The sequence below is a fragment of the Paenibacillus sp. MMS20-IR301 genome, assembly GCF_032302195.1.
Classification (GTDB): Bacteria; Bacillota; Bacilli; order Paenibacillales; family Paenibacillaceae; genus Paenibacillus_AQ.
The window spans coordinates 2,037,894-2,051,544 of the sequence record NZ_CP135275.1 but is presented as its reverse complement, the minus strand read 5'-3'; the positions used below and the strand labels follow the sequence as shown (position 1 = coordinate 2,051,544).

Genomic DNA, 13,651 nt, shown 5'->3' with positions numbered 1-13,651 from the left:
AAACTTATATAGACGGGTGGTAGTTCAGCAATGTTGAATTTACAATCGGCAACTAAATTAGCAAACGGTGTAGAAATGCCATGGTTTGGTCTGGGTGTATTCAAGGTGCAGGAAGGCCAAGAGGTGGTTGACTCGGTCAAAGCGGCGATCAAAGCCGGCTACAGAAGCATCGACACAGCAACCGTATATGGCAACGAAGAAGGTGTTGGTCAGGCTATCCGTGAATCCGGGGTTGCCCGCGAAGAGCTGTTCATTACGACCAAGGTTTGGAATAACGATCAGGGGTATGAATCGACGCTGGCTGCCTTTGACCTGAGCCTCAGCAAGCTGGGACTCGATTATGTGGATCTGTATCTGGTGCACTGGCCGATCAGAGCCAAATATAAGGACACCTGGCGGGCGCTTGAGCGGCTGTATGCAGACGGCAAGGTCCGGGCAATCGGCGTCTCAAACTTCCAGATTGATCATCTGGAGGATCTCTTGGGCAGTGCCGTGGTGAAGCCTATGGTGAACCAGGTTGAGCTGCATCCGCTGCTTAGCCAGCTTGAGCTCCGCGAGTATTGCCGGGCGCAGGGAATTCAGATTGAAGCCTGGGCACCGCTCGCTCAAGGCCATCTGCTGGACAACGAGGTCATTGCTGAAATTGCAGCACACCATAATAAAACCCTGCCTCAGGTTATCCTGCGCTGGGATCTGCAGAACGGAATTGTGACCATTCCCAAATCCGTTAAAGAAGAGCGGATTACCGCTAACGCTGATATTTTTGACTTTGAGTTATCTGCGGATGAAATGGCCCGGGTGGATGCACTGAATGCCGGCCGGCGGTTCGGGTCACATCCGGACCGGTTCAACAACGAGTAATCTTCCGGAGGCAATACTCATATATTAACTAGACTCGGATACAAGATTAGGAGGGATGGAACTATATCCCATCCTGCGCGTAACCGATATAGTATAGAGGAGATATGACTAGCCGGAGGGGTATAAATGAATTTAAAAGGTTTACGGGCAGCGCTGGTTACCATTCTGATAGCTGTACTGCTGCTGCCGCTTGCACCTAACCGGGCTGCGGCTGCAGTTCCTGATCATACGGAGTCGTTCTATGTAAATGATTTCGCGGATGTAATTGATCAGAAGACCGAGAATTATATGGTTAATTACGGAGTGAAGCTGCATCAGCAGACCGGCGCCCAAGTAGTGCTGGTTACGGTAGATTCTACGAATGGAACTCCGATGGAGGAATACGCGACATCGCTCTTTAATTCCTGGGGGGTTGGCTCAGCTGATAAGAATAACGGCGTGCTGCTGCTGCTCTCCATTAAGGATGACGATTACTGGGCCGTTCCGGGCAAAGGGCTCGAGGACACGCTGAATGACAATGTACTGTCACAGATCCTCTCTGAGTCACTGGAGCCGGATTTCGCCAAGAAGGATTACAGCGCCGGTGCACGCAAAACCTACGGCTCATTAATTCAGCGCCTCGGGGGAGTGTATACAGAAACGCTCGGCTCCCGTAACTATGTCTCCGACAATGCCGGGGTGTTCAAGCAGGTGACCAAGGATTATCTGAATCAGTCCAGCAACCGCTATGCGGCGACGACAGGCAGCGGTGTCTATGTGGTGACGGTCAGTAACTCCGGAAATCAGACGCTGCAGGATTATACTTACAATAAATTCGCCGGAGTGGCAGCTGGCCCAAATGATGTGATGCTGGTGCTGGATATCGGCGGAGATAACTATCATGTGCTTCAGGGTAATAAGGTCGATAAAGTATTGACCAATGACATCATCGGCGGCATTCTGGATAGCATGCTAGAACCGCGGTTTGCGGCAAAAGATTACGCCGGCGGTGCCACCGCCACCGCAAATGCATTCTACAGCTTCCTCCTGGCCAGAGCAGACTCGGCTATGGAGCAGGCTGCTGCTTCTGCAAGCACTAAGCCGGCTGCAGCAGCAGTAACAGGCAGTAAGCCTGCTGTTTCCCCTGTGAAGCAGGCGGAGTCTACTCCGCTGACACCTGTATCCGGCGCGAAGGGAATCACCATCATGGTAATATTCCTGTTCATTGTAGGCCTGATCAGTCTGGCGGCAGCTGCCCGCAACCGTTATATTGCCCGTTATGGAATCCGGATTAACCCGCACAGCCAGCGGAATATCCGCCGCTTCGGTGTCTGGACCGGGCAGCCGGGTTATGGTTATAGACCAAGAAGACACAGACACCGGCCGCATCATCATTATGATTCATCCTCCGGCAGCTCACACAGCAGCTCCTGGGGCACGAACCGCGGCGGTGGAGGTTCATCCGGCGGCGGAGGTGCGGGGCGTTCCTCTTCGTCCCGCAGAGAAACGAACCATGGAGGAGGAGGCTCCTCCAGCGGCGGAGGTGCAGGACGTTCCTCTTCCTCCCACAGGGAAACGAACCATGGCGGTGGAGGTTCATCCAGCGGCGGCGGCTCCGGCCGGCACTCCTCCGGTTCATCGGGTGGAGGCGGCAGTTCCGGCGGTGGCGGCAGCGCGAGCAGCGGCGGCGGTGTAGGCAGACACCGTTGATGCCTTCTATCAAAATGCCCACAGCAACGTCAAGATCAGCCCGAAGCGGGCAGGTCTGGCGTTGTTTTTTTATGGATAAACGCCTATGCCGCTGCTCTGCTTACTGCTGGTACAGGGGAAATAAGAGCAGAAGTGCCCTTGATATCGCAATGGAACTATACCCATTCTGCATATAATAGATATAATGTGGAGGATAGTTTCTTGAAGGGGGATGAACCACACGATGAGCATACCTGTATTGATCCGGCAGATGGGAGATAACGATATTGCCATCATTCACGGCGGGTTATTATCGCATGATGTGAGCAAGCCGCTGGACTATATTGAGTCATGCTGGAAGGAGAATCTGGCCGGGCAGCGGATGACACTGCTTGCGTTCCGCGGCCATGAGTTTGCAGGATGGGGGCATGTTGTTTTTCAGCCGCAGTATTCTTATTTTGCAGACAATCAGATTCCGGAGATTCAGAATTTCGATATTATTCCTCCTTTCAGGCACCGCGGGATAGGGAGTGTATTGGCGGAAGCGCTTGAAGAAGCGGCGTTCGCCAGATCTAGGACAATCGGTATCGGCTTCGGGCTGTATGCCAGCTATGGAACTGCACAAAGAATGTATATCAGACGCGGTTTCATCCCGGACGGCCGAGGATTGATGTATGATAACATACCTGCTGAACCCGGCAGCCAGGTCCGTGTTGATGATGAGTTAACGCTGTATCTAACAAAATCGAGATGAAACTTACAGCTGCTCTGCGGGCAATCTTAACAAACTGAAACTTTTAAACTTCCAGATTCGTCTATTATGAATTAAGCGAGTTATGGATTTATACATTATCAGTTTGGTTTAGGGAGGCTAACCAGTAGTGAATTCTGCATCATCTTTACCGCAGCGCAGCACCGTCCGCAAGAAGAAGAAACCGGCCCGCAAGCGGAAGAAAAGGGGATTCTTCCGTACATTATTCCGGGTGTTTATGATCTGTTTCATCCTGCTGATTGCAGCCGGCAGCTGGTTCTATCTGGCTCCGTCGGCACGTAATACACGTTATCTGCTGGCCGATACACTGATTACAACACAGCATCGCTATATGGCGAAATATATAATTGGTGAGGACGAGCTGAAGAACAGGGTCACCGAATACAATCAGCGGTTTCAGGAGATGGGCAATGAGTTGGATACCCATGACATTGCACCGGACCCTGTCGCTCCAGAGAAGCCGCTGGTCGAGATTGAAGAGGTTACAGGCAGCGGGTACAGCGGCTATGTTATGATCGTAAACGACCCGACTAAGGTGCGCCTGGGAGTGCCCAATAAAATCGGTTCAGGGGAAAAGGTCTCCAGTATGGTCGCCCGGACAGGGGCAATCGCCGGGGTGAACGGCGGCGGCTTCGCTGATCCGAACTGGAAGGGCAATGGCTTTAAGCCGATTGGACTTGTGATCTCGCAAGGGAAGCTGTATTACAACGGACTAGGCGGCAAGAAGTCTACGCAGATCGTCGGGCTGGACAAGGAAGGTAAAATGATTGCCGGAAACTACACGTTAGATGAGCTGAGTAAGCTCGGTGTGCAGGAGGCGGTTACTTTTCAGCCGCGGATCATCGTGAACGGTAAAGGCCAGATCAAGAATGCTGCCGAGGGCTGGGGAATTGCGCCAAGAACGGCGATGGGCCAGCGGGCAGACGGGGCACTGATCTTCGTGGTAATCGACGGCAGACAGCCCGGCTACAGCATCGGAGCGAACCTGTATGATGTACAGCAGATCATGCTGAAGCATGGTGCGGTGATTGCAGCGAATCTGGACGGCGGATCATCAACTGTGCTGGTGAAGGACAACGAGATTCTTAACAAGCCGTCATCGCAGTACGGGGAACGTTATCTGCCTACGGCATTCCTGGTGTTCGAGCATCCCGAGCAGGCGGATATCAAGAATATCTGGGAAGGGCTGGACCCGTCCAAAATCGATGCCGGCAAAAAGCGGACACAGTAACAGCGGTACGCTGACTACACCGGGGTGTGCCAGGATATTTTAATATGGAAATAGTCCTTGATTAGAGGGGGAAGAGGTTTGACATTGCAGCAGCTCCGCTACGCGATCGAGATTGCGAACAGCGGCTCTATGAATGAAGCGGCCAAACGGTTGTTTGTGTCCCAGCCCAGCCTCTCCAATGCGATCAAGGAGCTGGAGAGCGAACTGGGGATAACCATCTTCGAACGCAACAACAGGGGGATCAGCATCTCTGCGGAAGGTATGGAATTTCTGGGCTACGCCCGGCAGATTATTGAACAAACCGAATTTATGGAGAACCGCTATACCGGCAAAAAGCGCAGCCCGATGTACTTCGCAGTCTCCACCCAGCATTATGCGTTTGTTACGGACGCTTTTGTGAAGCTGATGAATGAGAGCAAGGTGGAGGAGTATAATTTCAGCCTGCGGGAGACACAGACCTTCGAGATTATCGAGGATGTGCGTACGCTGCGCAGTGATATCGGCATTCTGTATATTAACGAGAGTAATTATAAGGTGATGAACAAGCTGTTCAGTGACGGGAATCTGAAGTTCACTCCGCTGTTCAATACGAATCCGCATGTGTATGTGCGGGCCGGACATGCTCTGGCTGCTAAAGAGCGGATCAGCACGGAGGATATCTTGCCGTATCCCTACATTACCTTTGAGCAGGGGGATAACAATTCCCTTCATTTCGCGGAAGAGATGCTTAGCTTCACACAGATTGAGAAGAATATTAAGGTTACTGACCGGGCTACCCTGACTCACCTGCTGCTGGGAAGCAGTTCGTATACGATAGGCACGGGCATTATGGCCTCAGAGCTGATTGATGCGGGGCTGGTGACGATTCCTTTTGACAGCAGGGAAGTGTTCTCTGTCGGCTGGATTGCCCACAAGGACCGCAGGCCGAGTGAGATCATGGCGGCTTATATTGAGATTCTGAATGATCTGGTGTCGGGGAAATATTTCGAGCTGGAATCATTCCTACTATAACTGCAGGAGGGACGCATGATTAGTCCAGGTACCCAATCGACAAGAACAACACCGCCCTTTCGCTACGACATTGTCGGAAGCTTCCTGCGCCCGGAGGGGTTGAAAATAGCACGCACCCGGTATGCCGAGGGCGAAATTACCGCTGCGGAGCTGCGTGAAATTGAGGATATTGAGATTGCCAAACTGCTGGTGCAGCAGAAGGAGCTGGGGCTTAAGGCAGTAACCGACGGCGAGTTCCGCCGTTCCTGGTGGCATTTGGATTTCTTTTTCGGCATTCAGGGAACGCAGAAGATTACGCTCGGACAGCCCGGCACGGCGAAAGATCAGGTCAACCGCGCAGAGAGCTTCAAGATCAGCGGCAAAATCGCATTCGGCGAGCATCCCATGGTCAAGGACTTCACCAGACTGCAGGAGCTGGCCGGCGGCATGCTGACCAAAATGACAATACCTTCCCCGGCCCTGTTCCATTTCGTGCAGGATTATAACGGGAATGAGGTATACACGGATACCAAAGCCCTGTATGAGGACATTATTGCGGTGTACCGGACCGCCATTCAGGCCTTCTATGATGCGGGCTGCCGGTATCTGCAGCTGGACGATACGACCTGGGGGACGCTGTGCAGCGGCAGACACCGAGCGCATCTTCGCAGCAGAGGAACCGATCCGGATCAGCTGGCGAAGGACTATGTCCGGCTGATCAATGAGAGCATCGCCGAACGTCCGGCGGATATGACCATTGCGCTGCATGTATGCAGAGGCAATCTGCGTTCAACCTGGTTCGCTGCCGGGGGCTACGGGCCGGTTGCCGAAGAGCTTTTCGCTAATGCCAGGGTCGATGCGTTCTTCCTTGAATATGACAATGAACGCTCCGGTGATTTCGAGCCGCTGCGCTTCATCCGCGATCAGTTTGTCGTACTCGGACTTGTAACTACGAAGCATGGCGGTCTGGAGAACAAAGAGCAGCTAAAGGTCCGGATTGCCGAAGCGGCGCAATATGTCGACCTCAATCAGCTGTGCCTCAGCACCCAGTGCGGCTTCGCCTCCTCGGAGGAAGGCAATATTTTGACGGAAGAAGAGCAATGGGACAAGCTGCGGCTGGTGATTGAGACGGCGGATGAGGTCTGGGTATCCAGCTCTGGCGAGAATGATCTAAGTAATTGACAGACCCCTTCCGGCCGCAGTATCATTGCACATAATAACTGACAACAACACAAGCGATGAAGAGAAGAGTAAGCAGGCGGCGCGTTCACAGAGAGCTCCAGGATGGTGAAAGGGGGCAGCGAAGAACCTGATCTGAAAAAAGTCTCCGAGCTGCATACGGAATTAGGCCTTGCGCTTAAGGATGGTATGCCGGGATCTCCCGTTACAGAGATAGGGTATAAGCGTGATGGCCGTACCCGAAGAGGCGGGTCGTGGCAACATGTCCGCAAACTGGGGTGGTACCGCGAAGCTGACTTTAAGCTCTCGTCCTCAAGATTATAATCTTGAGGACGGGGGCTTTTTTGCTTTTTCAGAGCATAGTCTGGTTTGGCGTAATTTCAAATAAACTGTAGAGGTGATTAATTGTGCATTGGGCAGAAAGAATAGCAGGCCGGCTGATAGAGAACCATCCGGAGCGGCAGACGTTTGTATGTGCATCAGGGATCAGTCCGTCAGGCCAGGTACATATCGGAAATTTCCGGGAGATTGTGACTACGGCTTTTGTAGCCAAGGCGCTGCGGAAGGCGGGGAAGGAGGTGCGCTTTATTTTCTCCTGGGATGACTTTGACCGGTTCCGTAAAGTGCCTGCAAATGTAGACCCCGGGTTCGTGCAGTACATTGGCATGCCGTACGCTCAGGTTCCGTGTCCCTATGGCTGTCATGCCTCCTACGCGGCACATTTCGAGGCGGAATTCGAGCGGGCGCTCGGAGTCTTCGGGATTAGGCCGGAGTTCATCTACCAGAGCCGGGAATACCAGTCCGGCCGTTATTATCCGGAAATTCTGCATGCGCTGCGGCACCGGGAGGAAATCTACGATATTCTGATGGCGTTCAAAACAGGGGAGAGCTCGGCGGAAGACCGGGCAGCCTACTATCCGGTGAATATTTATTGCAGGCAATGCGGCAAAGATTCGACCACACTGCACCATTTCAATGACACAGCGGAGACTGTAGCATACAGCTGCAAATGCGGTCACAGCGAGACCCTGAGTGTAACGCAGGCGGACAATATGAAGCTGCACTGGAAAATCGACTGGCCGATGCGCTGGAAGCTGGAGCAGGTGGACTTCGAACCGGGGGGCCGCGATCATTCCTCGGAAACGGGAAGCTACAATGTAGCAGCAGTAATCTCGGAGCGGATCTTCGGCAACACACCGCCGATGTATGAGCCATACGAATTCATTAGCATCAAAGGCAGTTATTCCAAAATGTCGGGCTCATCGGGACATCATTATACACCCGATGATCTGCTGAACATCTACGCCCCGGAGAATATCCTTTTTCTGTTCGCCAAATACCAGCCGGGTGCTGCTTTTCATATCGGGTTCGATGAGGATGTGCTCCGTAATTATGCGGAGTTCGAAAGATACGCGGCCGGGTATGCTGCGGGAACACTAAGCGGCGATTACGCGGCAGCCCTCGGGTTATCGCTGCCGAGTGAATCCGCAAGGAAGGCGCCAAGCTTCAGCCAGATTGCCGGTCTGCTGCCGCTCATCAATTTCAGCAGAGAACGTCTCCGCGGTATTCTGGCACAGGCTGGCGAGGAGCCGGATGAAGAGCAGCTGCTGCAGACTGCAGACCGGGCAGAGCACTGGCTCAGAAACTGGATGCCGCACAAGCTGGTTACCTTCAATTCCTCACCGAACCTGGCCTATTACCATTCGCTGACTGCCGAAGAGCTGAAATGGCTGCGCAGCTTATGCGGCCTGCTGCGGAGCAGCAAGCTGAATGATCAAGAGCAAATGACTGCGGTCTACGCTATCTGTCACCATGAGGACAAAAAAACAATGCGGGCTCAGCAAAAAAGGCTGTTCACCATCATCTATCAGCTGGTGCTGAATGCGGATGAAGGGCCGCGTCTGCCGATGCTGATTCAGGCGGCAGGGACGGAAAAAATGCTGCTGCTGCTGGATTTATGAATGACACGGGACTGCCCTTTACGGGATATATCGAAGAGAGGTATAATATACAAGACTGTTTTTAATCAAATGTTGGAAAGTGAGCGGTAAATATATGGGTCGTAAGTGGAATAATATTAAGGAAAAGAAGGCATCCAAGGATGCTAATACAAGTAAGGTCTATGCCAAGTTTGGTGTAGAAATCTATGTAGCCGCGAAGAAGGGCGAGCCTGACCCGGAATCGAACCGTGCACTGAAGGTCGTTCTGGAACGTGCCAAGACTTACAATGTGCCGAAGGCCATTATTGACCGTGCACTGGAGAAGGCGAAGGGCAGCGGCGACGAGAACTATGTTGAGCTGCGTTATGAAGGCTTCGGTCCAAGCGGTTCGATGATTGTTGTCGATGCGCTGACCAATAACGTTAACCGTACGGCTCCGCTGGTCCGTTCGACCTTCAGTAAGAATGGCGGCAACATGGGTGTCAGCGGTTCGGTAACGTATATGTTTGATCCGACTGCCGTAATCGGGGTGGAAGGTAAATCTGCGGATGAAGTGATGGAGCTGCTGATTGAAGCAGACCTCGATGTCCGTGATGTGCTGGAAGAGGAAGAAGCCGTAATTGTCTATGCTGAGCCGGACCAGTTCCATGCTGTACAGGAAGCGTTCCGCAGTGCTGGCATTACTGAGTTTACCGTAGCCGAGCTGACGCTGCTGCCGCAGAACTATGTGGCCATTCCTGAGGATGCGCAGGCACAGTTCGAGAAGCTGATTGATGCACTTGAAGAGCTGGACGATGTACAGCAGGTGTACCATAACGTGGATTCGGAAGAATAGAATCTCCGGATTAAATAGAAGAGGACAAGCAGATAACATATGCTTGTCCTCTTTTTTTAGAAAGTACCTGATTAAGCTTCATGAAAAAGCTGCACTTTGTGGGGTTGATCTTTGGGGTTATTTTTATGATCTGCTCAAATACTGGCTGGTCAGCGAGTGCTTCCCGTCTTCCAGCAGCTGCCGCGGAGTACCCTCGAAAATCACCCGGCCGCCGCTCGAGCCGCCTTCAGGCCCCATGTCAATAATCCAGTCGGCGTTGCGGATGACATCGAGATTATGCTCAATAACAATGACTGTATTCCCGGCATCGACCAGACGGTTCATGATCTCCAGCAGATGGGTGATATCCGACATATGCAGTCCGGTAGTCGGCTCGTCCATAACATAGATACTGCCTTGCTTGTGCAGTTCACTGGCCAGCTTGATTCGCTGGCATTCCCCGCCGGATAAGGTGCTGAGCGGCTGCCCGAGCGTCACGTAATTCAGTCCTACATCATTCATTGCCTGCAGCTTGCGCACAACCTCCTTGAGCTTGAAGAAAGACAGGGCCTCCTCGGCGGTCATTTCCAGTACATCGGCAATGGATTTCCCGTCCAGCTTGTACTCCAGCACCTCTTCTTTGAACCGTTTACCGCCGCAGACCTCACAGGCCGTCTTAACACTGTCGAGGAACGCCACTTCCGTATAGACCACACCAAGTCCCTGGCAATTCTCGCAGGCGCCTTTGGAGTTGAAGCTGAATAACCCGGGACTGACTTTATTGGCTGAGGCAAAAGCCTTCCTGATATCGTCCATCATCCCCGTATAGGTAGCGGGGTTAGAGCGGGTCGAGGTACCGACCGAGGACTGGTCGATGACGATGGCATCCGGGTGCTTCCGCAGGAACACCTCGTTGATTAGTGTGCTTTTCCCGGAGCCGGCTACGCCTGTTACCAGAGTCAACACCCCAGAGGGAATATCGACGCTGACATTGTTCAGGTTATGCAGAGTGGCACCCGTGACAGACAGCCTGCCTGTGGCCGGGCGAAACTGCTCTTTAATGGTCAGCGGCTGCTTCATATGATTGCCCGTCAGGGTACCGGAATCAAGCAGGTCGGCATAGCTGCCTTCATAGACAATAGTTCCGCCGCGGCTGCCGGCATACGGGCCCACATCGACGATATGATCCGCTGCCTGGATGACGTCCGGGTCATGCTCGACCACAAGGATGGTATTGCCTTTGTCGCGCAGCTTCTGCAGCAATTCGTTAAGCCGGTGAACATCCCGGGGATGCAGGCCGACACTCGGTTCATCAAAGATATAGACGACATCCACGAGACTGCCGCTTAAGTGCTTAACCATCTTCACCCGCTGGGACTCGCCGCCGGATAAGGTGTCGGTCTCACGGTCCAGGCTTAAATATTCCAGGCCGATATCCACCAGATGCTGCAGCCGGGCTGTTAATGCAGTTACTATCGGGGCAGCCAGCGGATCTTCGATTGCCTGAACGGCTGTAATCAGCCGGCTGATCTCCAGCGAGGACAGGTCGGCGATATTGTTGCCGTTAATCCGGCAGTTCAGTGCGGCCTGGCTGAGTCTGGCTCCCCGGCACAGATGGCAAGGGCCTTCGGTAATGTAAGGTGCCACCATCTTCTGGGTGCGCTCGGCCATGGTTTTGACATCACGCCTGATATATTTCCCGCTGAACTTCTCAATAATGCCCTCGAAAGTAAATTTAACGGCTTTGCCGCCAAGCTGCATCTCTACCTTGAACGGTTTGCCGTAGAGCAGCTGATTCATTTCGGCTTCACTGTAATCGGACAGCTTCTTGTCGTTGTCCAGCAGGCCGGATTGGGTGCAGATCGTCCAGTCCCAGCTGTCCACGCCATAATCCGGCAGCAGGATAGCGCCTTCGTTCAGCGATTTGCTCAGGTCAAGCGCTTTGTCCATATCGACTCCGAGCTTACGGCCAAGTCCGCTGCATTCCGGGCACATCCCCTCCTGGTGGTTGAAGGAAAAGGCATTGCCTTTGCCGACATAGGGCTGGCCGGTCCGGGAGAATAACATCCGCATCAGCGGAGCGATATCTGTAATGGTACCCATGGTTGAATGCGCCCCGCCGCCGAGCCGCTTCTGGTCAACAATCACGGCCATGCTCAGATTCTCAATGGCATCAGCATCGGGCTGCGGGAACCGCGGCAGAAAGTTGCGGACGAACATCGTGAAGTTCTCGTTCAGCAGCCGCTGGGATTCAGCAGCAACCGTGTCAAAGACGATCGAGGATTTGCCGGAGCCGGATACACCGGTGAAGATCGTGATTTTACGCTTGGGGATTCTCAGGGTAACATCCTTAAGATTATTCTCACGGGCACCGCGGATTTCGATATATTCCTGGGTCATAGTACCTTCCTTCAATCGTTATTTGGTATTCCTAATTTTAGATATCACTATTCTACCCATAATACGAGTATTGGGGAAGGAGAATGTTGAGGCACTGCTGCCCGCAGCAGCGTATATTCTTCTCCGGTTGTTGTCAAAATAAACCGGAACAGACAGTAAAGCACTTTAAGGAGGCAGAAGAGTGGAAGAGTATACGGCACCTGACAAAAACCTGATCAACACCGTCAAAGAACTGGATCAGGCCCCGGTTAACAGCCAGGAAGCGCAGCAGATGGAGCAGAAGAAAAGCGATATCCGCAAGGAATCCTTACGGGATGACAAAACGACGTACAAGAAAAACGAGCAGAACACGTATAAGTAAAGGATCGGATTAGACGGTTTTAATGAGCTGAGAGTGCATTTCACAGGCGGCAGGGATTCCTGCCGCTTATTCGTTATGGGGCAGCAGAGCATACCGGAAGTATAATGCGCTCTGCATAAAGCTATGGTACAACCCGGCAAAGTCGTGTATGCTGAATGTTGTTTACTGAAAACAAATGAAAAGTACATAGCAGGAGGAGTACCGCTGGATGGATGATTGGACGTTTGGCATGATTATTTTATTAGTTGTCTGCGGATTTCTGGCCGGATTAATTGATTCTGTGGCAGGCGGCGGCGGTCTGATTGCCATACCGGCATTGCTCGCTGCTGGGATTCCGCTTCCTCTGCTGCTGGGCAGCAACAAATTGGCCGGGACGATGTGCTCGCTGACCAGTACGGCTTCTTTCTTGCGGTCCGGTAAAATTGATTTCAAGCTGGTCCGGACGCTGATCCCGTTATCTATTATCGGCGCATTGGCGGGTACACTTACGGTCCGGCAGGTACCCTCAGAATTTTTGAAGCCGCTGGTTATAGTCATGCTGGTGGTGATCACAATTTACACTTTATTCAAAAAAGCATGGGGCGACGTGTCCACCTTCTCCGGCAGTGACAGCCGCGCACGGCTGACCGGAATTATTGCTGCGCTGGTAATCGGCTTCTACGACGGCTTCTTCGGCCCGGGCACCGGATCGTTCCTGATCTTTGCTTTCCTCATGATGGGCTTTGAGTTCGTGACAGCCGCCGGCAATGCCAAAATGCTTAATTTTACCAGCAATATTACGAGTCTGCTTACCTTTATCGCCCTCGGTTCGGTCAGTTACACCTATGGCCTCATTCTGGGTATCCCGATGGTGCTCGGTGCCGTACTCGGTTCCCGATTAGCCATCCGTAAAGGGGCTGCCTATATCCGCCCGCTGTTCATTACAGTCACTGTCATATTGATCGGGAAGCAAATTTGGGATACGATGCATTAAGTACAACTATTGGAGTGGATGAGATGGAAATCAGAAGAATACATAAGGAAGAAGCCTGGAAGCTGAGGCATGAAGTCATGTGGCCGGAGCGTGAGCCGGATTACATTAAGCTTGCCGATGATGAGCTGGGAGTACACTATGGCCTGTTTAGGGGAGAGCAGCTTGTCTCCGTATTATCCCTGTTTATCACGGGCAAGGAGGCGCAGTTCCGTAAGTTCGCTACGCTGGAGCTGGAGCAGGGTCAAGGCTATGGCAGCAAGCTGCTGCAGACCGTGCTGAAGGAAGCTGAGCAGGCAGGGGTAGAACGGATTTATTGCAATGCGCGGACGTATAAAGCCGGTTTTTATAAAAAATTCGGAATGAAGCCTACAGAGCAGGTGTTCAGCAAGGGCGGCAAGGATTACGTTGTTATGGAGCGTTTCTTCACTCCCGCGGCTGAGACGGACGGGGAGGGAGCGTAAG

General features: G+C 52.7%; 12 protein-coding genes and 1 other annotated feature. Of the genes, 11 read left to right on the top strand and 1 reads right to left on the bottom strand.

Annotation, left to right across the window (positions count from 1 at the left end; all coding sequences use genetic code 11):
• Positions 1-30: 30 nt before the first annotated feature.
• The 8 genes from LOS79_RS09030 (at position 31) to LOS79_RS08995 (ending at position 9,476) form a co-directional block, all read left to right on the top strand.
• A complete protein-coding gene (locus LOS79_RS09030) occupies positions 31-861 on the top strand; it encodes an aldo/keto reductase (RefSeq protein ID WP_315418387.1) in 831 nt (276 codons plus the stop codon).
• 126 nt (positions 862-987) lie between these two features.
• Entirely contained in the window at positions 988-2,550 is a 1,563-nt protein-coding gene (locus LOS79_RS09025) for a TPM domain-containing protein (protein WP_315418385.1), read from the top strand.
• A gap of 223 nt (positions 2,551-2,773) precedes the next feature.
• Positions 2,774-3,283, top strand: coding sequence for a GNAT family N-acetyltransferase (locus LOS79_RS09020; protein ID WP_315418383.1), 510 nt, complete (start codon positions 2,774-2,776; stop codon positions 3,281-3,283).
• A 127-nt stretch (positions 3,284-3,410) separates the two neighbouring features.
• Positions 3,411-4,532 carry a phosphodiester glycosidase family protein gene (locus tag LOS79_RS09015; protein ID WP_315418380.1) on the top strand — a complete coding sequence of 374 codons (1,122 nt, stop codon included), beginning with the start codon at positions 3,411-3,413 and terminating at the stop codon, positions 4,530-4,532.
• Positions 4,533-4,610: 78 nt separating this feature from the next.
• A complete protein-coding gene (locus LOS79_RS09010; protein WP_315418377.1) occupies positions 4,611-5,543 on the top strand; it encodes a LysR family transcriptional regulator in 933 nt (310 codons plus the stop codon).
• Positions 5,544-5,558: 15 nt separating this feature from the next.
• A complete protein-coding gene (locus tag LOS79_RS09005) occupies positions 5,559-6,704 on the top strand; it encodes a 5-methyltetrahydropteroyltriglutamate--homocysteine S-methyltransferase (RefSeq protein WP_315418374.1) in 1,146 nt (381 codons plus the stop codon).
• 47 nt (positions 6,705-6,751) lie between these two features.
• Positions 6,752-7,018, top strand: a binding site (T-box leader).
• A 90-nt stretch (positions 7,019-7,108) separates the two neighbouring features.
• Complete coding sequence (gene lysS / locus LOS79_RS09000; protein WP_315418372.1) at positions 7,109-8,662, top strand: lysine--tRNA ligase; 1,554 nt, start codon at positions 7,109-7,111, stop codon at positions 8,660-8,662.
• Positions 8,663-8,756: 94 nt separating this feature from the next.
• Positions 8,757-9,476, top strand: a complete 720-nt coding sequence (locus LOS79_RS08995; RefSeq protein WP_315418370.1) for a YebC/PmpR family DNA-binding transcriptional regulator — start codon at positions 8,757-8,759, stop codon at positions 9,474-9,476.
• 123 nt (positions 9,477-9,599) lie between these two features.
• Here the strand turns inward: LOS79_RS08995 and LOS79_RS08990 are convergent, their stop codons facing one another.
• Positions 9,600-11,855 carry an ATP-binding cassette domain-containing protein gene (locus tag LOS79_RS08990; protein ID WP_315422093.1) on the bottom strand — a complete coding sequence of 752 codons (2,256 nt, stop codon included), beginning with the start codon at positions 11,853-11,855 and terminating at the stop codon, positions 9,600-9,602.
• 181 nt (positions 11,856-12,036) lie between these two features.
• Between LOS79_RS08990 and LOS79_RS08985 the strand changes: the two genes are divergently transcribed.
• From LOS79_RS08985 to LOS79_RS08975, 3 genes are all read left to right on the top strand, one after another.
• Entirely contained in the window at positions 12,037-12,216 is a 180-nt protein-coding gene (locus LOS79_RS08985; RefSeq protein WP_315418367.1) for a hypothetical protein, read from the top strand.
• A 208-nt stretch (positions 12,217-12,424) separates the two neighbouring features.
• Positions 12,425-13,189, top strand: coding sequence for a TSUP family transporter (locus LOS79_RS08980; protein ID WP_315418364.1), 765 nt, complete (start codon positions 12,425-12,427; stop codon positions 13,187-13,189).
• Positions 13,190-13,212: 23 nt separating this feature from the next.
• Positions 13,213-13,650, top strand: a complete 438-nt coding sequence (locus LOS79_RS08975) for a GNAT family N-acetyltransferase (RefSeq protein WP_315418362.1) — start codon at positions 13,213-13,215, stop codon at positions 13,648-13,650.
• The last annotated feature ends 1 nt before the right edge of the window (position 13,651 follow it).